The sequence below is a fragment of the Pollutimonas bauzanensis genome, assembly GCF_040393045.1.
Lineage (GTDB): Bacteria > Pseudomonadota > Gammaproteobacteria > Burkholderiales > Burkholderiaceae_B > Pollutimonas > Pollutimonas bauzanensis_A.
Map to the genome: position 1 here is coordinate 34,169 of NZ_JBEBUX010000006.1, position 25,141 is coordinate 59,309.

At 56.3% G+C, this 25,141-nt stretch carries 21 protein-coding genes; 18 read left to right on the forward strand and 3 right to left on the reverse strand.

All coding sequences use genetic code 11. The features are described 5' to 3' along the window. Nucleotides 1-53: 53 nt before the first annotated feature. The 3 genes from gdhA to trxA all read right to left on the reverse strand — a co-directional run bounded on the left by gdhA (nt 54) and on the right by trxA (nt 3,046). On the reverse strand, nt 54-1,394 hold the full coding sequence (gdhA, locus tag ABWO67_RS01870; protein ID WP_353146710.1) for an NADP-specific glutamate dehydrogenase: 1,341 nt from the start codon (nt 1,392-1,394) through the stop codon (nt 54-56). A gap of 3 nt (nt 1,395-1,397) precedes the next feature. Continuing rightward, entirely contained in the window at nt 1,398-2,654 is a 1,257-nt protein-coding gene (gene rho / locus ABWO67_RS01875) for a transcription termination factor Rho (protein WP_353146712.1), read from the reverse strand. Between the two features lie 65 nt (nt 2,655-2,719). Beyond that, the gene (trxA, locus tag ABWO67_RS01880; protein ID WP_353146714.1) at nt 2,720-3,046 is read right to left on the reverse strand and encodes a thioredoxin TrxA; all 327 of its coding nucleotides are present in this window, start codon (nt 3,044-3,046) and stop codon (nt 2,720-2,722) included. Nucleotides 3,047-3,281: 235 nt separating this feature from the next. Between trxA and ABWO67_RS01885 the strand changes: the two genes are divergently transcribed. From ABWO67_RS01885 to trmD, 18 genes are all read left to right on the forward strand, one after another. Continuing rightward, the gene (locus tag ABWO67_RS01885; protein ID WP_353146715.1) at nt 3,282-5,243 is read left to right on the forward strand and encodes a DNA topoisomerase IV subunit B; all 1,962 of its coding nucleotides are present in this window, start codon (nt 3,282-3,284) and stop codon (nt 5,241-5,243) included. Between the two features lie 18 nt (nt 5,244-5,261). Next, nucleotides 5,262-7,565 (forward strand): DNA topoisomerase IV subunit A, encoded by a 2,304-nt coding sequence (gene parC / locus ABWO67_RS01890; RefSeq protein ID WP_353146717.1) that lies wholly within the window; start codon nt 5,262-5,264, stop codon nt 7,563-7,565. 67 nt (nt 7,566-7,632) lie between these two features. Continuing rightward, nucleotides 7,633-8,664: a CDP-6-deoxy-delta-3,4-glucoseen reductase gene (locus tag ABWO67_RS01895; protein WP_353146718.1), complete on the forward strand. Its 1,032-nt coding sequence runs from the start codon at nt 7,633-7,635 to the stop codon at nt 8,662-8,664. A gap of 69 nt (nt 8,665-8,733) precedes the next feature. Continuing rightward, nucleotides 8,734-9,987 (forward strand): D-amino acid dehydrogenase, encoded by a 1,254-nt coding sequence (locus ABWO67_RS01900; RefSeq protein ID WP_353146720.1) that lies wholly within the window; start codon nt 8,734-8,736, stop codon nt 9,985-9,987. A 7-nt stretch (nt 9,988-9,994) separates the two neighbouring features. Continuing rightward, entirely contained in the window at nt 9,995-11,317 is a 1,323-nt protein-coding gene (locus ABWO67_RS01905) for an extracellular solute-binding protein (protein ID WP_353146722.1), read from the forward strand. 242 nt (nt 11,318-11,559) lie between these two features. Beyond that, nucleotides 11,560-12,372: a TrbG/VirB9 family P-type conjugative transfer protein gene (locus tag ABWO67_RS01910; RefSeq protein WP_353146724.1), complete on the forward strand. Its 813-nt coding sequence runs from the start codon at nt 11,560-11,562 to the stop codon at nt 12,370-12,372. After that, a complete protein-coding gene (locus ABWO67_RS01915) occupies nt 12,369-13,961 on the forward strand; it encodes a hypothetical protein (RefSeq protein ID WP_353146726.1) in 1,593 nt (530 codons plus the stop codon). Before ABWO67_RS01910 ends, ABWO67_RS01915 begins: the two co-directional genes overlap by 4 nt. A gap of 4 nt (nt 13,962-13,965) precedes the next feature. Continuing rightward, on the forward strand, nt 13,966-15,348 hold the full coding sequence (locus ABWO67_RS01920; protein ID WP_353146728.1) for a type IV pilus inner membrane component PilO: 1,383 nt from the start codon (nt 13,966-13,968) through the stop codon (nt 15,346-15,348). Then, a complete protein-coding gene (locus tag ABWO67_RS01925; protein ID WP_353146730.1) occupies nt 15,254-15,784 on the forward strand; it encodes a hypothetical protein in 531 nt (176 codons plus the stop codon). The genes ABWO67_RS01920 and ABWO67_RS01925 overlap by 95 nt, the downstream gene beginning before the upstream one ends. Next, the gene (locus tag ABWO67_RS01930; protein WP_353146732.1) at nt 15,751-17,586 is read left to right on the forward strand and encodes an ATPase, T2SS/T4P/T4SS family; all 1,836 of its coding nucleotides are present in this window, start codon (nt 15,751-15,753) and stop codon (nt 17,584-17,586) included. Before ABWO67_RS01925 ends, ABWO67_RS01930 begins: the two co-directional genes overlap by 34 nt. Next, nucleotides 17,583-18,716, forward strand: coding sequence for a hypothetical protein (locus tag ABWO67_RS01935; RefSeq protein WP_353146733.1), 1,134 nt, complete (start codon nt 17,583-17,585; stop codon nt 18,714-18,716). Before ABWO67_RS01930 ends, ABWO67_RS01935 begins: the two co-directional genes overlap by 4 nt. Nucleotides 18,717-18,744: 28 nt before the next feature. Then, nucleotides 18,745-19,314: a type 4 pilus major pilin gene (locus ABWO67_RS01940; protein ID WP_353146735.1), complete on the forward strand. Its 570-nt coding sequence runs from the start codon at nt 18,745-18,747 to the stop codon at nt 19,312-19,314. 13 nt (nt 19,315-19,327) lie between these two features. Further along, on the forward strand, nt 19,328-20,347 hold the full coding sequence (locus tag ABWO67_RS01945) for a type II secretion system protein (RefSeq protein WP_353146737.1): 1,020 nt from the start codon (nt 19,328-19,330) through the stop codon (nt 20,345-20,347). A gap of 86 nt (nt 20,348-20,433) precedes the next feature. Continuing rightward, nucleotides 20,434-23,055 (forward strand): alanine--tRNA ligase, encoded by a 2,622-nt coding sequence (gene alaS / locus ABWO67_RS01950; RefSeq protein WP_353146738.1) that lies wholly within the window; start codon nt 20,434-20,436, stop codon nt 23,053-23,055. 22 nt (nt 23,056-23,077) lie between these two features. Then, nucleotides 23,078-23,326, forward strand: a complete 249-nt coding sequence (locus ABWO67_RS01955; RefSeq protein WP_353146740.1) for a sulfurtransferase TusA family protein — start codon at nt 23,078-23,080, stop codon at nt 23,324-23,326. Nucleotides 23,327-23,449: 123 nt separating this feature from the next. Next, nucleotides 23,450-23,704, forward strand: coding sequence for a 30S ribosomal protein S16 (gene rpsP / locus ABWO67_RS01960; protein ID WP_353146742.1), 255 nt, complete (start codon nt 23,450-23,452; stop codon nt 23,702-23,704). A gap of 24 nt (nt 23,705-23,728) precedes the next feature. Further along, on the forward strand, nt 23,729-24,349 hold the full coding sequence (rimM, locus tag ABWO67_RS01965; protein WP_353146743.1) for a ribosome maturation factor RimM: 621 nt from the start codon (nt 23,729-23,731) through the stop codon (nt 24,347-24,349). Nucleotides 24,350-24,374: 25 nt separating this feature from the next. Next, on the forward strand, nt 24,375-25,141 hold a 767-nt coding region (trmD, locus tag ABWO67_RS01970; RefSeq protein WP_353146745.1), incomplete at its 3' end, for a tRNA (guanosine(37)-N1)-methyltransferase TrmD.

The window sequence follows — 25,141 nt, forward strand, 5'->3', positions numbered from 1 at the left end:
CAAACGGGCGTAATCCGACAGGTTTTTTTCAATGCTGGGCCAGGCAGTAATGCCTAGTAAATACCTTGATGCAGCATGGCATCGGCAACTTTGACGAACCCGGCAATGTTGGCGCCATTTACGTAGTTGACGACGTTGTCTTGCGAGCCGTGCCGTACGCAGTTTTCGTGGATGTCACGCATAATGGCATGCAGTTTGGTGTCGACCTGATCGCGGGTCCAGTGAAGACGTTGTGCGTTCTGGCTCATTTCAAGGCCGGACACGGCTACGCCGCCTGCATTGCTGGCCTTGCCTGGTGCGTACAAGATATTGGCGTGAATGAAGGCGTCGACCGCTTCCAGACTGGTGGGCATGTTTGCACCTTCGGCCACGCAGCGTACGCCGTTCTTGATCAGTGTTTGCGCGTCTTCCAGCTCAAGCTCGTTCTGGGTAGCGCAGGGCAGCGCCACATCGACGGGAACGTGCCACGGACGTTTCCCTGCTTCGTAGACCAGGTTGAATTGCTTGGCATAGTCTTCCACGCGACCGCGCTGATTGGTTTTCAGGTCGATAAGCGCAGCGAGTTTTTCAGGCGTGAAGCCGGCTTTGTCGATGACAGCGCCATGCGAGTCGCTGACAGTAATGACCTTGGCACCCAATTGCATGCATTTTTCAATGGCATACTGCGCAACATTACCCGAACCCGAAACCGATACCGTCAGGCCTTCAATAGACTGGCGGGCGTGCTTGAGCATTTCTTCGGCAAAATAGACTGTGCCATAGCCTGTGGCTTCCGGGCGGATCAGGCTGCCGCCAAAGCTCAGGCCTTTGCCGGTGAATACGCTGGCAGAGGAGTTGGACAGCTTTTTCATCATGCCGGCCATAAAGCCGACTTCCCGCGCGCCAACGCCGATGTCTCCGGCAGGTACGTCGGTATCCGGACCCAGGTGGCGATACAGTTCGATTATCAGTGCTTGGCAAAACCGCATGACCTCGCCGTCGGACTTGCCTTTGGGGTCGAAGTCGGAGCCGCCTTTGCCGCCGCCCATGGGCAGTGTGGTCAAGGCATTTTTGAAGGTCTGCTCGAAAGCCAGGAACTTCAGGATGGAAAGATTCACCGATGGGTGAAAGCGCATTCCGCCCTTGAAGGGACCTATGCTTGAACTGTGCTGTATGCGATAGCCGCGATTGACCTGGACTTGTCCGCGGTCGTCGACCCATGAAATACGGAACTGGATAATGCGCTCCGGTTCGACCAGGCGTTCCAGGATGCCGTGCTGGGCATAGTGCGGATTTTTTTCGATGAAAGGCCAGAGGCTGTTCATGACCTCTTTGACTGCCTGCATGAATTCCGGCTGGTGCGGGTCGCGGGTGCTTACTCGGGAGATAAACTGGTCAAGGGTAGGTAGCGTCATTTGTTATTTTTTCATCATGTCGAAAAATTCGGAATTTGTTTTGGTTGCGCGAATCTTATCCAAAATAAACTCCATAGCTTGGAGTTCGTCCATGTCATGAATGAATTTTCGCAATACCCATATCTTTTGCAAAAGCTCGGGCTTAATAAGCAGCTCTTCCCGGCGTGTGCCTGATTTGTTCAGGTTGATGGCGGGATAAACGCGTTTTTCGGCCAGGCGGCGTTCCAGGTGAACTTCGGAGTTGCCGGTGCCCTTGAATTCTTCGTAAATCACTTCATCCATCCGGCTGCCGGTTTCTACCAGCGCTGTGCCGATGATGGTGAGGGATCCGCCTTCTTCAACGTTGCGGGCCGCGCCGAAAAAGCGTTTCGGGCGTTGCAGGGCGTTGGCGTCGACACCGCCTGTAAGAACCTTGCCTGACGCTGGCACCACGGTGTTGTAGGCACGTGCCAACCGGGTGATGGAGTCAAGCAGAATGACGACGTCTTTTTTAAGTTCGACCAGGCGCTTTGCCTTTTCGATGACCATTTCGGCAACTTGCACGTGGCGCGTGGCGGGCTCATCGAAGGTGGACGCGACGACTTCGCCTCGTACGGTGCGCTGCATTTCAGTGACTTCTTCAGGGCGCTCGTCGACCAGCAGTACGATCATTACCGCATCGGGGTAATTTGTGCTGATGGCGTGGGCCATGTGTTGCATGATGACCGTTTTGCCTGACTTGGGGCTGGCAACGATAAGGGCGCGCTGGCCTTTGCCGATAGGGGCAAAGATGTCCATGATGCGGCCGGTAACATTTTCTTCGCTTTTTATGTCGCGTTCCAGCGTCATGACCTCATCAGGGTGCAGCGGCGTCAGGTTTTCGAACATGATCCGATGCTTGATGGCTTCGGGTTGCATGCCGTTGACTTTGTCGACCTTCACCAGTGCAAAGTAGCGCTCGCCATCTTTTGGGGTGCGTACCTCGCCCTCAATGGAGTCGCCGGTATGCAAGTTGAAGCGCCTGATTTGCGACGGTGAAATATAGATATCGTCGGTGCTGGCCAAGTAGGATGTCTCGGGCGAGCGCAAGAACCCGAAACCGTCGGGCAGCACTTCAAGGACACCATCGCCGAATATCTGCTCGCCTTGTTTGGCATGCCGTTTCATGATGGCAAACATAAGCTCCTGCTTGCGCAGGCGGCTTGCGTTGTCGATATCGAGTGTGGCGGCCATTTCGAGCAGCTTCGAAACGTGCTGCGTTTTTAATTCTGTGAGATGCATGTGAGGAGGGGGGTATTTGCAAAGAGGTGGCGAGCCTAGAATAGGCTCGCGCGAAAGCTACCGATTTACAGGGATTCGTCTAGAAAAGCATTAAGTTGTGATTTGGACAATGCGCCAACCTTCGTGGCCGCAGCCTTGCCGTCTTTGAACAGCATAAGTGTTGGGATGCCGCGAATGCCAAACTTAGCGGCAGTTTCGGGATTTTCATCAACATTGACCTTGGCTATGATAACACGCCCTTGGTATTGGCTGGCGGCTTCGTCCAGGAATGGCGCGATCATTTTGCAGGGACCGCACCAAGCTGCCCAGTAGTCGACCAGAACGGGTACGTCCGAGTTAAGGACGTCGGCCTCGAAGGAGGCATCGCTCACGTGTTTGATAGATTCGCTCATGATAGATAGAAAAAGAGGATGATAGTGAACTTGAATAAGTAACGGAAAGGCAGGGCGACAAGACAGGGTATTCTAGTAAGCGCCGGCAGGGCTTGTGGCCCGTTTTTTACAAGCATACCACTGACGGCCCCGGCGCGCACAGACAACGTTTCCCCGGAGCAACAGGCCGCCTCGGCTCCGATAAAACGCAGAATACGTAAAATACGATTTTGCTCACCGAAAATTTGAGATTAAATTGGCTACACCACGCTACGACGAAGCATCTATCCGAGTACTAAAGGGCCTGGAGCCCGTGCGGCAACGGCCGGGCATGTACACCCGTACTGACAACCCTCTGCACATTCTCCAGGAAGTTATCGATAATGCGGCCGACGAGGCTTTGGCAGGTTTCGTTCAACAGATTAAAGTCACCATGCATACCGATGGCAGCGTCTCGATTGAAGACGATGGCCGCGGAATCCCGGTGGGCATGCATGCGGAAGAGCACGCACCGGTGGTTGAACTTGTATTTACGCGTTTGCATGCCGGCGGCAAGTTCGACAAGAAAGATGGCGGCGCTTACGCTTTTTCAGGCGGTTTGCACGGCGTGGGGGTTTCAGTCACCAATGCGCTGTCGACCAGGCTGGAGGTCAGGGTATGGCGTGACGGCAAGACGCACGAGTTGATATTCGCAAATGGCGACGTGCTCGAACCGCTGACTGAGCTCGACCCCGTAGGACGAAAAAAAACGGGTACACGGGTTCGGGTCTGGCCCGATGCCAAATACTTTGACTCGGCTACCGTGCCCATGGCCGAGCTGATACATGCGCTACGCAGTAAAGCAGTGTTGCTTAATGGCATCAAAGTCACGCTGACCATCGAAAAAACCGGGGAAGTGCGCGAATGGCAGTACAAGGACGGCTTGCGCGGCTATCTGGAAGAAGCCCTGGGCGACGCCGAGAAAATCATTCCCCTCTTCGAAGGCAAGCAGTATGCAGCCGATGACGACGAGTCTTTTGCCTTGGGCGAGGGCGCGCAATGGGTCGTGATCTGGACGGTCGATGGCCCGGTAGTGCGCGAGTCATACGTGAATCTTATTTCCACCACGGCAGGCGGCACACACGAAGCTGGCCTTCGCGATGGCTTGTTCACTGCCGTCAAGTCATTTGCCGAGCTTCACAGCCTTGTTCCCAAGGGTGTCAAGCTTTTGCCCGAAGACGTCTTTGCCCGCGCCAGCTTTGTTTTGTCAGCCAAAGTGCTGGATCCGCAGTTCCAGGGCCAGATCAAAGAGCGCCTGAATAGCCGCGATGCCGTACGGCTGGTCAGCGGCTTTGCCAAGAATGCACTGGATTTATGGCTGCATGCCAATGTCGAGTACGGCAAGAAGCTCGCGGAAAGTGCGATACGGCAGGCACAGGCCCGTGCTCGTTCATCGCAGAAAGTCGAAAAGCGTAAAAGCTCGGGCGTAGCGGTATTGCCTGGCAAACTGACGGATTGCGAGTCCAGTGACGTCTCGCGCACCGAGGTGTTTCTGGTCGAAGGAGACTCAGCCGGTGGATCGGCGAAGATGGGGCGCGACAAGGAATTCCAGGCCGTGTTGCCGTTGCGCGGCAAGGTCTTGAATTCCTGGGAAGTCGATCGCGACCGCTTGTTTGCCAATAATGAAATCCACGATATCGCAGTGGCCATCGGCGTGGACCCGCATGGTCCGAACGATACGGCAGACCTGTCAGGTTTGCGTTATGGACGTGTTTGCATCCTGTCGGACGCCGACGTCGACGGATCGCACATTCAGGTTTTGTTGCTGACGCTGTTTTTCCGGCACTTCCCCAAACTGGTGGAGGCCGGGCACGTCTACGTGGCTCGTCCCCCTTTGTTCCGCGTGGACGTGCCGGCCGCCGGCAAGCGGCCCGCCCGCAAGGTGTATTGTCTGGACCAGGGCGAGCTCGAGGCAATCCAGGACAAATTGCGCAAAGAAGGTGTGCGTGAAGCGTCCTGGAGCATCAGCCGCTTTAAAGGCCTGGGCGAAATGAGCGCAGAACAGTTGTGGGACACCACCATGAATCCCGACACGCGCCGCCTGATGCCTATTTCCTGCGGCGAATTAGGCGTTGCCGCAACCACGCAGATGTTCGACATGCTGATGGGCAAGGGCGAGTCGGCGCAACGGCGTATCTGGCTGGAAGAAAAAGGCAACCTGGCCGAGGTCGACGTTTAACATCACACAGAGATAACAATGGACAGTACACAAACAGGCTTGTTCGACGAGGTTCCGAACAGCGAAGGTATTACGCTTGGGCATTATGCCGAGCAGGCTTATCTCGACTACGCAGTGTCGGTGGTGCGCGGACGGGCGCTGCCCGACGTCACTGACGGCCAGAAGCCGGTGCAGCGCCGTATTCTTTACGCCATGCAGGCGATGGGGCTGAACTCCAGTGCCAAGCCCGTCAAGTCGGCGCGGGTAGTGGGCGATGTGCTGGGTAAGTACCATCCGCATGGCGATCAGGCGGCTTACGACGCCATGGTACGCATGGCCCAAAGTTTCATGCTGCGCTATCCGCTGGTCGACGGGCAGGGGAACTTCGGATCGCGAGATGGCGATAATGCGGCGGCGATGCGCTATACCGAAGCACGACTGACGCCGTTCGCCCGCGTGTTGCTCGACGAGCTCGACGAAGGCACGGTCGACTTCATCCCTAACTACGATGGCAGCCAGAAAGAACCCATGCTGTTGCCCGCGCGCTTGCCGGTCATGCTGCTAAATGGGGCGTCGGGGATTGCCGTTGGCATGGCGACGGAAATCCCGTCCCATAACTTGCGTGAAGTCGCGCAGGCCTGCGTGGCACTTATCAAGAACCCCAAGCTGGCCGATGAAGAGCTTTATCATCTGGTGCCGGGCCCCGATTTCGCGGGAGGCGGGCAAATCATCTCGTCGCCGGCTGATCTTGCGCATATCTATAGCACCGGCAGGGGTTCGATCAAAGCAAGGGCACGCTGGCAGTTCGAGGAAATGGCCCGCGGCCAGTGGCAGTTGGTGATTACTGAGCTGCCTCCTGGCGCCTCTTCGCAGAAAATCCTCGAAGAAATCGAAGACCGTACGAATCCGAAAGTGAAGGCAGGCAAGAAAAGCCTGACGACTGAACAGCAGCAAACCAAAGCCCTGGTGTTGGGCTTGCTTGACACAGTGCGGGATGAGTCGGGCAAAGAAGCTTCGATACGGCTGGTCTTCGAACCGAAAAGCAGCCGCATAGACCGTAATGAATTCGTGAATACTTTGCTGGCCCAAACCAGCATGGAAGGCAGTGTTTCCTGCAACCTGGTTTGCATAGGCACTGACGGCAGGCCCGGCCAGCGTTCCCTGCGTCAAGTCTTGATCGACTGGCTGGGCTTTCGTGCACATACCATTACGCGCCGCACGCAGTTCCGATTGGACAAGGTGACCGACCGCATTCATGTGCTCGAAGGCCGGATGGTCGTATATCTGAATGTCGATGAAGTCATCCAGACCATACGCGAGTCCGACGAGCCGCGGGCTGCGTTGATGCAGCGGTTCGATCTGTCCGAAAGGCAGGCCGAAGACATTCTGGAAATGCGTTTGCGCCAATTGGCCCGCCTGGAAGGGTTCAAAATTGAAAAAGAGCTTGCCGCTCAGAAGGATGAACAGGCGGCTTTGCAAGAGCTGCTGAACAATCCCAATGCATTCAAGCGCTTGATGATCAAGGAAATCGAGACCGATGCGAAACAATATGGGGATGATCGCCGCACTCTGATCGAGACGGCTGAACGGGCTGTGCTCGAGAGCCGGGTCGTGGAAGAGCCTGTTACCGTGATCATCTCTCAAAAGGGATGGTTGCGCTCACGCCAGGGCCATGGGCATGATGCCAGTCAGTTCAATTTCAAGTCCGGCGACGGCTTGTATGATGCGGTGGAGTGTCTTAGCACCGATGACTTGGTGGCATTTTCCAGCAGTGGCCGTGTCTATACGGTAGCCGTGGCCAATCTGCCTTCGGCGCGCGGTGATGGACAGCCTATTACGACGATGGTGGATATCGAGCCTGGCACACATATTGTTCATATGGTCGCCGGGCCAGCCAGCCAGCGCTTTGTCGTGGGTACGCAAGCCGGATATGGATTCATTTCCAGCCTTAAAGACCTGGCAACGCGTCAGCGGGCCGGCAAGCAATTTCTTACGCTGGATAAGGGCGACGTGCAGTTGAAGCCGGTGGTATTGCGGGACACGGATCAATATCTTGCTTTGCTGGCTAAAAAAGGCCGCTTCCTGGTGGTTGAACTGTCTGAAATCAAGCGGCTGTCCGGTGGCGGACGCGGCACTATTCTGATGGGGTTGGACGCGGGGGATGCGATTGCGCAATGGGTGCCGGTGGGACCGGCAGGTATAGCGGCCAGTGGCGTGTATCGCAACAAAGAAGTGACCGAGGAGTTGGGTCTTGATGCCTTGGACGAATACATAGGAAAACGGGCCAGGAAAGGAAAGGCCTTGTCGGTCAAGGTGAAGCAACCTACACTTTCGCCCGTATAGCTAATCGGCACGGCGGCCATCCTCATTAAAATGGCCGTGTTCTCTTTATTTTTTATTATCAGGCGCTATGAGTTTCAAGGTAACAGTTCATCCCAGCAATCACGAGTTCACGGCACAAGACGGGCAGTCCGTCCTTGATGCGGCCTTGGCTGCGGGTATCGTCCTGCCATACAGTTGTCGCAATGGCGCATGTTCCACTTGTAAAGGCAAGGTGGTTTCGGGTTCGTTCGACGCAGGATCCAGCCCGGAGCATATTCTGTCCCCGGAAGATCTTGCGCAGGGCTATACGCTGTTTTGCCAGGCGAAGCCTACATCCGATCTGCTTATCGAAGCCCATGAAATCCGCATGGCGAGCGATATCCAGATCCGGAAAATGCCATCGCGCGTCATGGAAATCGAGGACGCTGCCGACGATGTCAAAATCGTCAAGCTGCAACTGCCTGCCGCCGATCCCTATCGCTTCTACCCAGGCCAATACCTTGAGTTCATACTGAAGGACGGTCGCCGACGCAGTTATTCCATGGCCAATCCGCCTGTCGATAACAATCTGGTGGAGCTGCACATACGCCATACGCCAGGCGGGGTTTTTACGGATCATGTGTTTGGTGCTGGTGCAACGCAAATGAAGGTGCGCGAAATTTTACGTGTCGAAGGGCCTTTTGGGTCGTTCTTCCTGCGCGACGACAGCGACAAGCCCATTGTTTTTCTGGCCAGTGGTACGGGCTTTGCTCCCATCAAGGCCATCGTCGAGCGTATGATCGCCAATGACGATCGGCGTAAAGCCGTGCTGTATTGGGGCGGACGCCGGCCAGCCGATTTGTACATGCACGAGAAGGCGTTGGAGTGGGCCCGCACGTTACCCAACTTCAATTACGTTCCCGTGATATCTGATGCGCAAGCGCAGGATGCCTGGACAGGCCGTACCGGTTTTGTGCATCGCGCCGTACTGGAAGATATTCCGGATCTGTCCGGATATCAGGTATATGCTTGCGGGGCGCCGATTATGGTGGAAAGCGCGCGCAAAGACTTCGCGCTTGGCGGTTTGCCGGAAGAAGAGTTTTTCGCCGACGCGTTTACCACTGAGGCCGACGCAGCCTAGCCGGCAAGCGTGCGGGCCACGTTGGCTCGCTGCTGCGGGCGAATTTGATCAGAGTTAAAGGCAAAGATCATGAGAGTAGCGGTATTGGGTAGTGGCATTATCGGAATATCGACAGCATGGTGGCTGAGCCAGGCGGGGCACGAGGTCGTGGTGATCGATCGTGAGAGCGGGCCCGCTCAGGAAACCAGCCGCGCCAATGGCGGCCAGATTTCAGTATCGTATTCCGAACCGTGGGCCAATCCTCAGGCGCCGATGAAGCTCGCGCGCTGGTTGTTCAAGGACGACTCGCCCATATTGTTCCGGCCGCAGTTCGACCCGCGGCAATGGTGGTGGGCCTTGATGTTTCTGCGTGAATGCATGCCCGGCCGCCTGGCGCCTAATATCCGCGCCATGGTGCGACTTTCTGAATACAGCCGGAACACCTTGCAGCAGATGCGTGCTGAACTGGGCATACAGTACGACCACCTCGAGCGCGGTATATTGAATTTTTACCGGGACGAGGCGGAGTTCGAGCAATCTCAGGAAATGGCCGATGTGATGCGGGATTTTGGCGTCGACCGTCGAATTATCGGCACCGATGAAATCGTCCAGCTGGAACCTGCGCTGCAGCCAGCGCGCGGTAGTATTGTGGGCGGCGATTACACACCCGAAGATGAAACAGGTGATGTCTACTTGTTTAGTGCGGCATTGACCGAGCGCGCACGCCAGGCCGGGGTAGAGTTCCTTTTTTCTACACAGGTTACGCAACTGATTTCTGAAGGCGGGCGGGTGCAGGGGGTCGAAGTGATCAACCCTGATGGCCTGTACGGCCTCGTAAAGGCTGATGCCTACGTGGTCGCCATGGGGGCCTATACCCCGCATTTGCTTGCCCCTCTTGGTGTGCCATGCAACGTTTACCCTGCAAAAGGCTATTCGGCGACATTCGATATTGTGGATGAAGCCGCGGCGCCCATGGTCAGCCTGACAGATAGCGCCCACAAGGTGGTCTACACTCGTTTGGGTAACCAATTGCGCATGGCCGGTACGGCTGAAATTTCAGGCTACTCGCGCGCGCTGAATACAATCCGTTGCGAAAATATGACTCGGCTGGCTCGGGAATTGTTCCCAAGCGCACTCGATTTTGGTAATGTACGCTACTGGTCAGGCCTGCGTCCTACGACACCTTCAAACGTTCCCCTTATTGGCAGAACAAGAATTCAGAACCTGTACCTTAATACTGGGCATGGCACATTGGGATGGACCATGGGCGTTGGCTCCGGCCGCGCTCTGGCCGATCTGATATCCGGCCGCCAGCCTGAACCCGACTTTCCTTTTCTAGGTTAATTGTTTTATGAAACAGCATTGGTTTTTTGGCGCCCTAGCTTCGGGGCGTCGCTTGGCATGGATCAGCGCCGGTTCTTTATTGGTGTCCTCTATGGCGGCGACAGCCGCTAGCGAAATCCAAGTCTGGCACTCGCTCAACCCTTATAACAAGAAAGTATTCGAAGGCTTGGTCAAAGACTTCAACAAAGATCAAAAAGATGTCAAGGTCGAGCTAAAGGCATTTGACACGCCAGAGGCCATTGAAGCTGCTCTGGCCAAGGCTAAAAAGCGCGAAGATAAACCCAATCTGGTTCAGCTGGACGATGCCCGTTCGCGTGACGATATCGCGAAACGCTCATACATTCAGCCTTTGCATGCCTTGATTGCCAAGTATCCCGTCAAGGATGCCAAGTGGTTTATTTCAGATAACAATACTTTTAGTCGCGATACGAAAGGGCGCCTGATGGCGTTTCCTTACATGGTCGATGTTCCGGTCATGTTTTACAACATCGACGCATTCAAAAAGGCGGGCCTCAAGCCGACAGTGCCAGAGCGTTCCTGGAAGGGCTTGCAAGACCAATTGGTGACTCTGGCAAATAATGGTTCGCGCAATTGCCCCATGACCAGCGACCAGACGGTGTCCATCAACCTGGAAAATTTGGCGGCGGTGAACAAGCAGCCGTATGCCAGCGCGGAAAATGGCTTGACAGCCAAGGGCAGCCCTACGTTTTCGTTCGATGCCATGTACATACGCCATCTTTCGATGATGATCAGTTGGGTGCGTACCGAACTGCTCGTCAAGCCCGAGTTTGATGCTGTGGCCGCGAAACGGTTTGCCAATGGCGAGTGTGCCGTACTGTTGTCGACTTCCAGCAATATTGGCTGGTTCAAGGATGCCAAGAAATTGGACTTCGCGGTTAGCGGCTTGCCGTATTACCCTGAAGTAACCCAGAAACCTGGCAATCCGTTTGTGGGCGGCTCGGCATTGTGGTCGATTTCTGGCCAGTCCAAGGAAGGCGACGCGGCGAGTGTCGAGTTCCTGGCTTGGCTGGCCCAGCCCAAGCACGCTGCCGACTGGTTCCAGAAAACTGGCTTCTTGCCTTTGACTAAACAGGCCTTTGACCAGACCGACAAGTCATATTACAAGAACCTGGGCGACTGGCAGTCATTGGTAGCGGTTTATGCCACCAGCCCGGTGGTAACGTCGCGCGGTTTCCGTATCAGCAACTATCCCAAAATCAAGGCAATGTTCCAGCAGAAGCTGGACGGGGCCTTTAATGGCAAGCAGCCAGCAGTCACTGCGCTTAAATCGGCTTCTGCCGAGGCCGGCCAGATAATGCGGGAGCGTTAATCCTTCTAGCTGTTCCAGTAGGCACAACAAAATCCGTGGGCTTAATTTGCCCACGGTTTTTTTTTGTTGATTTTGTTAGGGGTTTATTTACTAAGCAATTGATTAATAAGTTGATTTTAAGGTTTTCTTGAGGCGATAAAAACTTCTATTCGTAGAAGTCGATCTGGCAGCACCCTTGAGGTATCGGCAAGATAACGACAACGCCACGCTATGGCGCGGTCTTTCTTGTTTTGGGTACCTACATGGCCAGATTATTTTTCATTTTCATAGTGTCGGGGTTGTTGTCAGCCTGCACGGGCATGCCAGAATGGTCGTTGATCGTTCCTGACTTTACCGACAAGGGGACACAGACAGGGCTTTACAGCTTCTCCTGGCGATTATCCGGTGACAGGGCGGTGGCGCCATTGCAGGTATTCGATAATGGGCGCCAGACCTGGCTTCAGTTCGTGTCCGGGCAGGCATTGCCTGCAGTATTCGAACATACCGCAGCCGGCGATCGGCCTTTGAGTTATACCCGCGAAGGGCCTTACATGCTTCTGGACGGGGTGTGGCCCATGCTGGTATTGCGCGGCGGGCAATTGAAAAGTCTGGTGGAGCGTGTAAACGAACGGGTGACCGAATCTGTCGTACCTGTGGCTGAAATCAATACGATTACTGATGAACCTGCAAAGCAGATAGAAGCTGCTCAGGCTGCTGTTACCAAGCTAACGGCTGAAAGCTTCAAGGTGGGTACTGAAGTATCGGCGCAACCAGAACCGCAGCAGCCATACACAATCAGCCCTCAAGACCAGAATTTGCGCTCGGCGCTGGCTCGCTGGGCGCGATCGGCAGGGTGGACATTCGAGCCCGAGCATTGGGCTGTGGACGCCGATATTCCCATTGTTGGATCAGCGGCCTTCGAGCCAGGCTTCAAGCTGGCCGTGCAAGAACTGGTGGCGTCCACAGAATTGGCAGATCGTCCTTTGCGGCCTTGTTTCTATTCGAATCTTGTTTTGCGCATTGTGCCGTATGCGCAGCAGTGCGACCGCACAGTTGCGGGGGCGGGGTCGTCATGAATGTATTCACACAGCGCCTTACCGCCATTGGGTTGTGCATTCTGTTGTCAGGGTGTGCGCTGGCAACACGGATGCAACAAATTGCCGCATCCATCGGCGACGTCGACTCAGGCATCCAGTCGCATCACGAACGTTTTGGGCGGGCCGTTGCCAGCCACGATGAAAGGCGTGCCGCCCAGGACGTGGCGCGCCCCTGGCTGGCGGGCCGGGCACAGCCTTTAGCCCGTGAATTGACGTTGCCGGCGGCCTTGCGTGCAAATGTGAATACCACCCTGATGTTCGCTGATGGACCCGTTGACCTGCCACGCCTGGCTCAACGCATTACCTCTGTTACGCATATTCCAGTGCATGTGGGGCCCGATGCACTGCTGCCGCTGGAACAGTTTCTGCCGCGGTTGGGTGGCCCGGGACAAAGCGCGTCGGCTATCGTGGCGCCTACGACCGTAGCGCTGGCTGGCGAGGCCGAGCCTCTGGCTAGAATACTCGATCGGGTCAGCGCTCGTTTAGGTGTCATGTGGCGCTACCAGAACGGCCGAATCGAGTTTTATCGCACGGAAACCCGGGTCTTCAATATACGCGCCTTGACGCTCAACGCGAATGCCGAGGCTTCTTTGGGGCTGGGCGGGAGCAGCACAACTGAAGGGTTTTCCAGCACTTCCAGAACCAGTCTTAGCAGTGGTACGCATGACTTGCTGGCTGTGGTGCGCGCGCGTATCGAACCCTTCCTGTCTCGCGCTGGAGTAATGGTTGCCGAGTCGGGTGCAAGTTCGTCGATTGTCATTACCGACACGCCGGCCGTGCTCGAACAGGTTGGGCGTTATCTGGATCACGAGAACCGAACCCTGACACGTCGTATCAGGCTGGTATTTGAAGAACTCACGGTAGCTGTTAACGATAGTGCCGAGGCCGGCCTGGACTGGAATCTGTTGTTTTCAAGTGCCAAAGCGGCAGCGGCCATGGCGATCCCGGGCTCCAGCCTGGTCGAAGCCGCTGGCCTGGGCGTTGGGGTCAATCATGGTCCATTCCAGGGTTCGGAAGCGATCATCCGGGCCCTGAGCCAGGCGGGGCAGGTCGTGCGGCGCAGCAGCATGCCCGTCCTGACTTTGAACCGACGCCCGGTAACGCATGCCGTGCGCACTACCTTTTCGTATATCGATAAGGTGGAGTCTATGGCGGTTGCTACGAACTCATCTATGGCCTTGCCGTCGGTATCGGTTAGCCAGCGCGAAGAAACCGTGGGTTCGCTGATCACGCTGGTTCCCGACGCGCAGGACGATGGGCAAATACTATTGTCTATCGCCTATGACAATACCGTGGCGCAACCGCTTAAAACCATCACTTTCGGTGATAAAGATTATCCCTTGCAGTTGCAGCAGGTGACTATAGATGGCAATGGAACGGTGCAGCAAGTCGTATTGCAGCCTGGCCAACCATTGGTTATTTCCGGGTTCGACCGCAGTCAGAAAGAAACCGCAGGCCGCCGCCTGAATCCGGGTGTTCCAATCGCCTTGGGTGGCAGCGACCGTGTTGAAACCCAGCACTTGGCTACGGTCATGGTGGTCACTGCACAGGTCGAGGAAGGGTTTTGACAATATGGCTATGGAACTGCCGTTACTCCTTCCTTTGTCATCCGCGACGCTGGTGTTTGGGCTGGAATGGCTGCCCCTGCTTGGGGGGAAGGCAGAGCGTACGGGCTTGCGTCTTGCCCGCCAGCATAAGGCGACGCAAATGGTTCTGGCGGGGGAAACTGCCGGGTCGGTCGGCATTACCGCAGTAAAAACAAGTCGTTCGCAAAGAAAAGCTAGTCTGTATTCGGCGGCGCAAAACCTTGCTCACCTGTTTCCCACGGGTACCGTTGCCCTAGTGCTGGAGCTTGAACAAGTAGGGTATTGGCTAGTGGCAGTTCATGAGGGTGCAGTAGTTGCCAGAACTGATCGCTTATATCGTTGCGTCGAAGATACCGAGCCTGTGCTCGATGAATTGCGTCAGGCATATCCCCAGTTCTTGTTGCTGGGTAGTCATGGCGCGCCCGATCAGCCTGCCCTGGCAGCTATCGAAGCCGCCTGTTCGACGCAGAGCCGGTTGCGTGTCTTGAGCCGCTGGGCGCCGGTGCTGCCGTGGCCGGTGCAGGGGTTTGTGCTGGTTCTGGTCCTGGTGCTGCTTATTCCCAAGCTTGGGACAGTGCTGGCTTCCAAGCGTCAAGCGCGGGTGCCCGTGGCGAATGTCAATCCCGTTCAGGCATGGAAAAGGGCTGTTGAACAGGCTGCCCATGGCCGTGTGGTGCATGGCGCTCGCGGTACGCGAGCCTTGCTGGACGAGTTATATGAGTTGCCGATACATATCAATGGCTGGGTCTTGCTGCAAACTGAATGTGCGGCGCAATTAAGTCAGTGGCGGTGTCAGGCGCGCTATGAAAGGCGTGATATGCAAGCCAGCAACAGTCAGTTTCTGGCCGGTTCGCCCAAGCACTGGACAGTTGAGTTCATTTCCATGGAACAGGCGCAGCCTGTATGGGATATCCCCGGGCATGGGGCTGGGCTGCTTGCTCAGCAATTGAAAACCTCTTTGCAAAACGAGCGTGATCTATTCAGCGCACTGCAAGCGATAAAGCCGGCATTCAGTCAAATGCAGGTCGGCAAGCCAGCACCCTTGCATGTAGCTGCTCCGCAAGACGATTCTGGTCAGCCGTTGCCGCGGCCGCCAGGGCTGGCCCATCATTTGAGCCGGCCCATACAACTTGGTGGGCCTTTGCGCTCTGCCAGTCTGCTGCTGCCCTATACCGCTTCCATGCAGTGGAACAAAGCGGTACTTAGTTTGCGCAATATCGATAACCCTGGCTTGAAAAGTAGCAGTTTGAACCTGTCGCTACAAGGAGTGCTTTATGAAATCGAGTCTGAGCCTGCCGTTGGCCGAACCGTTGATGACCCCGCTGGGGTTTCGCCCGTTACGCCGCCGACGGGGCTATTGCGGCCTTGAACTCGCCGTACTGGTAGCTTCCGCCATGTTTGCGCCTGGCATGGCGCAGGCGGCCGTCCCCCCGGCTGACGACCTGGCTGCCGAGCAAATGTCCGTACGCGAGCTGATGAGGCTGGATACCGAGCTTGCGCTTAATCATGCCAAACGTTCGTTGCGCAAAGGGGAAGGGGTGGATTCCGATGGCAGCGGCCAGTATGCGCGCAGCGGTGTACTCAAGCTGATTGCTATATATGGTGTTGGAAAAAAACTATTGGCCGAAGTCACGGTTGGAACGCAACCGTACGTTTACATGCATGGGCAGGCCTTGCCTGTAGGGGTGAAGGCCGACTCTTCCGCATATATGCTGCGAGGTATTTCAGGCTCTTGCGTTCAGCTTGAACGTAATGATGAGGCGCATACCTTATGCCTTTATCCTTCCTCATGGACGGCGCGGTAATGGGCGCGTTCGTTTCCTGGCGCCGTCCTTCGTCGGCCCTGCCAGCCGACAGCGCCGACACCTCGTCGCGTTTTGCTACCGCCCAGGCGGTTCTCGTGGCCAGTTCCGACGAGCTGGCCCGTATGTCGCCGGGGTTTGTGCGTTCATTAAGTTCGCAATTCCATGTCAATGCCCTTGCTGCCCGCCTGTGCCCGGTATTGCTGACAGACCAGTCGGTGGCCATCTTCGCCCTTGCCGAGCATGTCGGCAGCGATCAGGCCGACGAACTCGCCCGGCAAATTACCAGGCTGGGTTATGCGCCGGCCGATCCTCCCCGTTATGTTTTGGCTGCGCCATTGTTGCTGGCTATCGCCCGCGATCAGATTACGGCGCAGTCCCTGGTAAGTCAGCCAGGTGTCAGGGTCGCCCAGTCGAAGACAGCATTGGCCGATGCGTTTCATGATCTGGTCGAGTGGGGCGTACGCAACGGCGCTAGCGACCTGCATGTCAACATCTGTTTGCGCGAACCTGAATCAGAAGTGAGGTACTCGCTGTCAGGGCGTTACGTGTCGCCGGAGCGTTTTCGCCGCATGCCCACCAGCATGTTGGTTGATATGCTTGCTGTGGCATGGATGGATATCGCGGGCGGCAATGGCGCCGTGTTCGATCCTACTGTCGAGCAGCAGGGAAGCATGATGAGAGTAGTGGATGGCCGGGAAATCATGCTGCGCTGGGCGTCGCTCGCGGCCGACCGGGGGCCCAGTGTGTGTTTGCGCCTGCTTGAACGTGATGTCTGCGCCTGCCTGCCGACCCTGAGCGGCCTGGGTTACTTGCCTGATCAGGTTCAGCTTATCGAGCGGATCATGTTGTCGGAAGGCGGGGCTGTGATCTTTGCGGGTACGGTAGGTTCTGGCAAGTCCACGACGCTTGCCTCGTTGATTGGCGGCATTCCCTCTGATCGCAAGGTGATCACCATAGAAGACCCTGTGGAATATCTTATTCCAAAGGCAATTCAGAATACCGTGGCAAGAAACCTGGACGTCGCGGCCCATCAGGACTATTCGGCCAAGCTAAGGGCACTTAAACGCTCTGCCATGAGCGATGTGTTGCTGGGCGAAATCCGCGATCTGGAAACAGGCAGAGCATTCATGGATCTGGCAGGTTCCGGGGTCAATGTTTATACGACGGTGCATGCGCCGTCCGCGCAGCTTATTCCCGAGCGCCTGGCGTCCGACTTTATCGGGGTTTCCCGCCATTTTCTGGCGACGCCCGGTATGCTCAAACTGCTTGTCTTTCAAGTGCTGCTGCCGACGCTCTGTATTCATTGCTCCCTGCAGGTCGATAGTCTGGCGCAAGACAACAAACTGCAGCCCGATGGGCGATATCGCACGGTTCAGGAGTGGCGGGCCTGGCTCGATCTCCTGCAAGACTTATACGGTGGTTCGGCGGATGCGTTTCGTATTCGCAATCCTGAAGGCTGCACGACCTGCAGCCGACCACATCTGCCCGAGCTTAATGGCTATGCCGGGCGCACGGTCGCGGCTGAAATCATCGAGCCAGCGTTGCAGCCGGCATTTTTGCAAAGCATATGTAGCGTAGGCAGACCGCATTTCCCTGACCTTGCGCCCACCTATTGCACGGAGCATGCCGGCGCTGCGGTCGAGGCGCGCTCCGCCATGGATTGCGCCTTGTTCAAGGCTTCCCAAGGCTTGATCGATCCACGGGATATTGAATTGCGTTTCCATTCGTTTGAAACCCAGCAGCGTTTGCGCGGTTTGCGCTCAGGGGCCAAGGCGCCGCCGCGCCTGAGGGCGGTGCCATGAGTGCATTTATTCGGGCTTATTTCCTTGAACAATGGGTGCGACCATTCCTCTATGCAGTCGATTGCTGGCGGTTTTCCGGTGCTCGGGCCGATTACTACGATTATTTATCTGCCCTGCTGCAGGGCATGCAAGGCCGCCGTACCCTGAAAGAAGTGTTTGAACAAGATGCGCGGCGTTATGGCGTGAACTCAGTGCGGGGCAGACTATCGCAACGCTGGATGCTAAGTTACCAAGCCGCCGGGGGCGATCTGTATTCGACATGGCTTGGATGCTTTCCGCAAAGCGAGCTGGGGCTGATACGGGCGGCTCAGTCGTTTGGTAATGCGGTCTTGATCAAGACCTTGGGCGAACTCGCGCGTGTCATGCAATTGACCCGTCAGGCCACGGAAATTCTGGTCACGACATTGTGGTCTGCCGCAGTGGCGTTGGTGGTGGTGTTTGCCATGATGCTGGCGATTCCGTGGTTTACGGTGCCTCGGCTATTGCATACCTTCGCCATGGTTCCGGCCGATCATCATGGAAGCCTGACGCAGGCGCTGATCCGGCTTGCGGATTTTATCCAGCATAACTGGCCTTTCATGGCAGTGCTGATGGCGGGAGGCTGCATGCTTTTATTGTGGTCTCTGCCTAATACTAGCGGGCCTGTGCGCCGTCGGCTGGAACGCTATGCGCTTTGGCGCCTATACCGGTACGTTGCCGCCCTGCGTTTTCTGGCGATGCTGTCCATTGTGCTTGGCCGGGACGGAAGCGAATCTACCCAGTTGCGTACTGCGCTGCTCATGCAGAAAACCGGGGCCTCCAAATGGCAGGCCAGTCATATCGACGCCATGACGTTGCGCATCGATAGTGGTTTGGCGGGCGCGGCCACTTTCGACACAGGACTGCTTGATCGCGAGCAATTCTGGTTTTTCAGCGACATGGTTCTCGCCAGAGGTCTCAGGACAGGCCTAATGCTCGGTAGTGAGCGGCTGCGCGCCCACGTGCTGGGTACTGTCGCCAAACAAGCGATGGCGCTGCGATGGGGGCTGCTGCTGACTTGCCTGATGTGCTTGTTGGGGCTTGGCTTGTGGCACTACGCCGTTATCGACGAACTGCGCCGGTCGCTGATGCTTTTCTACGCAAGCCAATAGGGGCATGCGTTTTTTTCAAGGAGCTTTCATGTCTGTTGCCATTACATCTACCCAGCAAGGGTTTTCGCTTATCGAGGTCTCGATTGTGACTGCCATTGTGTTGTTGCTGGCCATTATTGGCGTGCCCGCCATAGGCGGTTATGTGATTGAAAATAAGGTGCCGAAGGTGGGCGAGGAGCTGGCCCGTTTTATTTTGCAGACGAAGGTCAATGCGCCTAATGGGTCCACCGAGCCATACGATGGCATTGATACTTCCAATTTTGCCAATCTGGTGCGCGAATCAAGCATTTTTGCGGTGTCGGGAACAGGATCCGCAGTCAAGGTATTGCATGGCCTGGGCACTGATGGCGAAGTGAATATAACGCCCAATGCGTCCCGCAACGCGTTTTCCATTACGCTGTACAAGGTCAACAATGCGGCATGCCCATCCATCGCTTCCGTCATGCAGCGGGTCTCGGACTCTATTACGGTGACTCCCCTGAATGGCGCGACGTCGACTGTCAAGGATAGCGCGCAGAACATTCATTACAGCGCTCTGGCGACGGAGTCCAAATGCGCCAAGGGCGATGTCAATACCTTTGTCTTTACCGCTAGTTAAGCAAGGGGCTGTCATGCGCGGGCAAAAGGGCTTCGCAATTCTCGAACTGATGGTTGCAGCGATCATATTGACGTTGCTGGCAGTTTGGGCCAGCAACACATTAGTCAATCGAATAAATGATGCGAGCGCGCAAGCAAGCGCTGCCTGGATGCTTGCCGTGAATAAATCGGTGCACGGCTATATACGGCGTCATGCGGGTGCATTGGCCCAGGCGCAGCATAGCGAGGCTTTGCGTCCGGAGGGTTATGCCGACTGGTCGGCGCCGGAATTGTTTGAGTTGAAAGCGGATGGCTTACTGTCGCGCGGTTTTCCCGAGTCCGTCTCGCCCGGTGGCGGCGTATCTATTCGTTTGATCCGTGATGGTGTCTGTCCCGGCCCGACGTGTCGCCTTGAAGCGCTCATGTACAGCAAGCAGCCTTTGCTCCTTTCAGGGGGGCAGGTCGATGAGCAAATGGTGGCGCAATGGATATTGGCGGCGCAAGGGTGGGGCGGGTCGGTCACCCTTGCGCAACCCAAGCTTGTCAGGGGGGCTGCATTTGAAATGCCTAATCCTCCCGTTCCTGGCGCTGCCTTGCCACCGGGCACTGTGGCGCTGGCGATTACATCTGAACAGCTTTCCCATCTGGATTTTCTGCGGGTGGGCGATTTACGAGATCCGGATTTTCAAGGCACGGCTTCGGTCAAAGGCGACATCAGCACCCAGGGCGGCCTGCATGCGCAACAGTATTTGCATTTGGGCGCACAAGAGCGCTTGCATGGCCCTTGTACAGATAGCACTGCGGTGGCCCGCGGAGCTGACGGCGGCCTGTTGGTTTGCAGCGGCAAAATTTGGCGGCCTTCCAGCCGAACCGGTAGCGGCGGCTATTCCATCAATTTGCGATACGGCTGCAAAACGCGTTCTGATGCGTCCACCGAGAACCCTGTGACGGGTGATTGTTCGTGTCCTGGCTTGTCTACTCCTGTCCTGATCGCGGACAGCGGCCCTCTGGAATTCCCTGAAGGCCGTACGATGGGCTATTTATGCGTTGATTAAAGGAAGCGCCGTAGTTGCACTTTATTATCCTTTTTGCAAAACACCCCTATAATCAAGGGTTACTTATCAATTAGCGTTTTTCTGCAATGAAAACCTCCGAAATACGTCAGAAATTTTTGTCCTTCTTTGAGTCGAAAGGGCATCAGATTGTGTCATCGTCCCCATTGGTGCCGGGCAATGACCCGACTTTGCTGTTTACCAATGCGGGCATGGTGCAGTTCAAAGACGTATTTACGGGAAAAGACTCGCGTCCTTATGGTCGCGCCACGACTTCGCAGCGCTGTGTGCGCGCAGGCGGCAAGCACAACGACCTTGAAAATGTGGGGTATACCGCAAGGCACCACACTTTCTTCGAAATGCTGGGCAACTTCAGTTTTGGCGACTATTTCAAGCGCGAGGCAATTCAATATGCCTGGGAACTGCTTACTGTGGTTTACAAGCTGCCGGCTGAAAAGCTCTGGATAACGGTTTATCAAGAAGACGACGAAGCCTACGATATTTGGGCCAAGGAAATTGGCGTGCCCACCGAGCGCATTATTCGTATCGGCGACAATAAAGGCGGCCGGTACGCGTCTGACAATTTTTGGCAAATGGCCGATACCGGCCCCTGTGGCCCTTGTTCCGAAATTTTCTACGATCATGGTCCCGAAATCTGGGGCGGCCCTCCCGGGTCTCCCGACGAAGACGGCGACCGTTATATCGAGATCTGGAATCTGGTTTTCATGCAGTTCGAGCGCGATGCCGCCGGCAATATGCCGCAGCTGCCCAAGCCTTGTGTTGACACCGGTATGGGGCTGGAGCGCATTGCCGCTGTTTTGCAGCATGTGCACTCCAATTACGAAATCGATCTATTTCAGGCGCTTATCAACGCGGCGGCGCGTGAAACCGGTACAACCGACCTGGGCAATAATTCGCTCAAGGTTATTGCCGATCACATCCGCGCGTGCAGCTTCCTGATCGTTGACGGGGTTATTCCCAGCAACGAAGGTCGTGGTTACGTCTTGCGTCGCATTGTGCGACGCGCATTGCGCCATGGCCACAAGCTGGGCCAATCGAATACCTTCTTCTATCGTCTGGTGGGCGACCTGGTCGCGCAAATGGGCGATGCTTATCCTGAACTTGCTGCCCAGCAATCTCGCGTCGAGCAGGTCATCAAACAAGAAGAAGAGCGCTTCAGCGAAACGCTGGAACACGGCATGAAAATCCTGGACGCCGCTTTGGCAGGGGTTGCTGAAAAAGGCACACTCGATGGTCAGACCTTGTTCACGCTTTACGATACCTACGGGTTCCCGGTAGACCTAACCGCCGACATCTGCCGTGAACGCGACGTGCAGGTCGATCACGAAGGGTTCGAACTTGCCATGAATCGCCAGCGTGAACAGGCGCGTGCGGCAGGTAAGTTCAAGGCGGTCGAGGGCTTGTCCTATAGCGGGGTAGATACACGTTTTCAGGGCTACGAGCAGTTGCAGGCCCAGGGCAAGGTTACCGCCCTCTATGTAGACGGTGCTACTGTCGATTCGATTACCGCTGGCCAGCACGCTATTGTCGTGCTCGACACCACGCCGTTCTATGCAGAATCGGGCGGCCAGGTCGGGGATATGGGCGTGTTGCAGGGCGGCGGCGTACGCTTTCAGGTGGCCGATACCCAGAAAATTCAGAACAACGTCTTCGGACACCATGGCGAATTGCTGGAAGGCACGCTTGCCGTTGGCGATACCGTCGATGCCCAGGTCGATGTCGTGCAGCGTGCTCGCACCGTCCGCAATCACTCGGCTACTCATCTTATGCATAAGGCTTTGCGCCAAGTGCTTGGGTCGCACGTGCAGCAACGGGGATCTTTGGTGGATGCCGAGAAAACCCGTTTTGACTTTGCTCACGATGCCCCCATGACGGCTAGCCAAATCGCTGAAGTCGAGCAAATCGTGAATGCGCAGGTACTGGAAAATCATCCGGCCAATGCACAGGTCATGCCGTACGACGAAGCAGTGCAGGGCGGGGCCATGGCTTTGTTCGGTGAAAAATACGGCGACACGGTTCGCGTGCTCGATATCGGTTTTTCGCGTGAATTATGCGGCGGAACCCACGTGGCGCGTACCGGCGATATCGGCTTGTTCAAAATACTGTCTGAAGGCGGCGTGGCCGCTGGCGTACGGCGCGTCGAGGCCATTACCGGCGATAACGCCGTGAAGTGGGTGCAGCAAACCAACGCGACGCTATTACAGGCTGCCAGCTTGCTCAAGACGCAGCCGGCCGAGCTTGTCGATCGTATTGCCCTGATACAGGGTCAGGTCAAAGGGCTGGAGCGCGACCTTGAGCAGTTGCAAAGCAAGGCTGCTGCCGCTGCCGGCAATGATCTGGCCAGCAGTGCAGTGGTCCTCAGCGGCGACGCCAAGCTGTTGCTCGCCAGCATGTCCGGGGTAGATCCCAAAGCGTTGCGTGGCATGGTTGATCAGCTTAAGGATCGCCTCAAGTCGGCGGTGGTGCTGCTTGCCACTGAAGCCGAGGGTAAGATCAGCCTGGTGGCAGGCGTAACCTCCGACCTGACTGCCAAGGTCAAGGCTGGCGATCTCGTCGGCCTTGTAGCTGGCCAGGTAGGTGGCAAAGGCGGTGGCCGTCCCGATATGGCGATGGGCGGCGGCACTGATGTGGCCGCGCTTGCCGGCGCGATTGCCAGCGCCGACGCCTGGGTGCGCGAGCGCGTGCAGTAACTGGCAGCGGGGTATTCTGATCATGACAACTACCGTTAGTGCGCCCGATGCAGACCTGGAAGTGGATGCGTCGGGCCTGAAGTGCCCCTTGCCTATACTGCGCGCGAAGAAAGCGCTGGCGCAGCTGGAAAGCGGGCAGGTGCTTAAAGTCATTACCACCGACACCCATGCCATCAAGGATTTCCAGGCCTTCGCCAAGCAAACCGGCAATTTGCTCGAGGCGCAGGTCGAAACCGATAGCGGGGCCACGCATTACTTGCGCAGGCGATAATTAGCGCCGCAGTAGTGTTGCTTTTTGATTGTTCGTTAGTGCTTACTACAAGTTCGGTTTGCGAAGGCATGCTGAAAAGTGCTAGAATCTTTTGTTTTTCACAGTATTTTTTAAGGATTACCAATGGTTGTGATTCGTCTAGCCCGTGGTGGCTCGAAGAAGCGTCCGTTTTACAACGTTGTAGCAGCCGACTCGCGTAATCGCCGCGATGGTCGCTTTATTGAGCGCGTGGGCTTTTACAACCCCGTAGCCAACGAAGGCCAGGAAAACCTGCGTCTTGCTTTGGACCGTGTTCAGTACTGGACCGACAATGGCGCACAAATGTCGCCTGCCGTTACACGTCTGGTTAAAGAATTCTCGGCTAAAGCCGCTGCCTGATAGCACTGTTCAGTAGCAATCAAGGTGGCTAAAGCCGATACTTCGCACGCCGAGGCTCCTGCGGATCTGGTAGAGCTTGGGCGCATTGTGTCGGCCTATGGGGTACGAGGTTGGATCAAGGTTCAGCCCCATTCCTCTCATGCTCAGGTATTGCTTGCGGCAAAAACCTGGTGGTTGAAAGCGCCCGTTCCGGTTGGAAGCACGGGCGTTTTGCCGTCTGCGTTTCCCTCGGCCGTCGTGGCTTGCCGCCCGCAAGGGGCAACGGTCGTCGCCCAGCTTGATATCGTGGCTGACCGGGATCGTGCCGAAGCCATGAAAGGGCACACCGTATGGGCGCCCCGAGCCGATTTTCCTGCTGCGGACGACGATGAATATTACTGGGTCGATCTGATCGGCTGCCAGTTATATGGCGAGCTCGATGGCCAGCCCGCGCTTATCGGGCAGGTGGCCGATGTTGTCGATAACGGTGCGCATGCCTTGCTTCGCGTCCATCGTGCCAGCTTAAACGCCGATGGCGAGCTAGTCTTGATGCAAAACGAGAAAGGCCGTGTAATCGAGGTTCTGGTGCCATTTGTCAGCGCTCACGTGCACACGGTCGATATCGCCAATAAACGACTCGATAGCAATTGGCCTGTTGAATTCTAGCAATGCCTTGAATAAGGCGGGCGCTATGCGGTTTGATGTTGTTTCCCTTTTTCCCGATATGTTCTCCGTGGTTCGCGACCTCGGGGTGACTGGTCGCGCCCATAAGCAGCAACTATGGTCGCTGGGCTTGTGGAATCCTCGCGATTTCACGCATGACGTCCATCGCACGGTAGACGACCGTCCCTATGGCGGCGGGCCGGGCATGGTCATGCTGGCTGAACCGTTGGAGCAGGCCGTTGCCGCGGCCAGGGCAGCCCGCATGGCTGCTTATGAAGGCGTGTCGCCAGACCAATCCGGAACCCCCGTTATTCTCATGAGCCCCACAGGCCGGCGCTTTGATCAGGCCATGGCCCAGACGCTGGCTCACAGTGACGGCGCCATTCTGATTTGCGGGCGTTACGAGGGTATAGATCAGCGCTTTATAGATCGCAATGTTACGCACGAAGTCTCCATGGGCGACTTTGTGCTTTCCGGCGGCGAGATTGCGGCATTGGCCATTATCGACAGTGCCGTGCGTTTGCTGCCCGGCGCATTGAACGCCGCTGATTCGGCTTTGCAGGACTCGTTCAATACGGCATTGACGGGCCTGCTGGATAGCCCTCACTACACGCGCCCTGAAGAATATCAAGGCTTGGCGGTTCCCGCCGAATTGATGTCGGGCCACCATGCCAATATTGCAATATGGCGTCGTCAGCAGTCTTTGGCGCTGACCAGCGCAAGACGTCCGGATTTGATAGCCGCTGCGCGGGAAGCCGGTTTGCTGTCCAAAGCCGACGAGAAGTTCTTGAGGCA

What these genes read in the sequence shown, in the direction of transcription:
- alaS (WP_353146738.1), top strand. Translation starts at nt 20,434, where the DNA reads ATGAAAACCTCCGAAATACGTCAGAAATTTTTGTCCTTCTTTGAGTCG.
- ABWO67_RS01915 (WP_353146726.1), top strand. Translation starts at nt 12,369, where the DNA reads ATGAATGTATTCACACAGCGCCTTACCGCCATTGGGTTGTGCATTCTG.
- ABWO67_RS01910 (WP_353146724.1), top strand. Translation starts at nt 11,560, where the DNA reads ATGGCCAGATTATTTTTCATTTTCATAGTGTCGGGGTTGTTGTCAGCC.
- ABWO67_RS01945 (WP_353146737.1), top strand. Translation starts at nt 19,328, where the DNA reads ATGCGCGGGCAAAAGGGCTTCGCAATTCTCGAACTGATGGTTGCAGCG.
- rho (WP_353146712.1), bottom strand. Translation starts at nt 2,654, where the DNA reads ATGCATCTCACAGAATTAAAAACGCAGCACGTTTCGAAGCTGCTCGAA.
- ABWO67_RS01925 (WP_353146730.1), top strand. Translation starts at nt 15,254, where the DNA reads ATGAAATCGAGTCTGAGCCTGCCGTTGGCCGAACCGTTGATGACCCCG.
- gdhA (WP_353146710.1), bottom strand. Translation starts at nt 1,394, where the DNA reads ATGACGCTACCTACCCTTGACCAGTTTATCTCCCGAGTAAGCACCCGC.
- ABWO67_RS01900 (WP_353146720.1), top strand. Translation starts at nt 8,734, where the DNA reads ATGAGAGTAGCGGTATTGGGTAGTGGCATTATCGGAATATCGACAGCA.
- ABWO67_RS01955 (WP_353146740.1), top strand. Translation starts at nt 23,078, where the DNA reads ATGACAACTACCGTTAGTGCGCCCGATGCAGACCTGGAAGTGGATGCG.
- ABWO67_RS01895 (WP_353146718.1), top strand. Translation starts at nt 7,633, where the DNA reads ATGAGTTTCAAGGTAACAGTTCATCCCAGCAATCACGAGTTCACGGCA.
- ABWO67_RS01940 (WP_353146735.1), top strand. Translation starts at nt 18,745, where the DNA reads ATGTCTGTTGCCATTACATCTACCCAGCAAGGGTTTTCGCTTATCGAG.
- ABWO67_RS01930 (WP_353146732.1), top strand. Translation starts at nt 15,751, where the DNA reads ATGCCTTTATCCTTCCTCATGGACGGCGCGGTAATGGGCGCGTTCGTT.
- ABWO67_RS01935 (WP_353146733.1), top strand. Translation starts at nt 17,583, where the DNA reads ATGAGTGCATTTATTCGGGCTTATTTCCTTGAACAATGGGTGCGACCA.
- ABWO67_RS01920 (WP_353146728.1), top strand. Translation starts at nt 13,966, where the DNA reads ATGGCTATGGAACTGCCGTTACTCCTTCCTTTGTCATCCGCGACGCTG.
- ABWO67_RS01905 (WP_353146722.1), top strand. Translation starts at nt 9,995, where the DNA reads ATGAAACAGCATTGGTTTTTTGGCGCCCTAGCTTCGGGGCGTCGCTTG.
- trxA (WP_353146714.1), bottom strand. Translation starts at nt 3,046, where the DNA reads ATGAGCGAATCTATCAAACACGTGAGCGATGCCTCCTTCGAGGCCGAC.
- parC (WP_353146717.1), top strand. Translation starts at nt 5,262, where the DNA reads ATGGACAGTACACAAACAGGCTTGTTCGACGAGGTTCCGAACAGCGAA.
- rpsP (WP_353146742.1), top strand. Translation starts at nt 23,450, where the DNA reads ATGGTTGTGATTCGTCTAGCCCGTGGTGGCTCGAAGAAGCGTCCGTTT.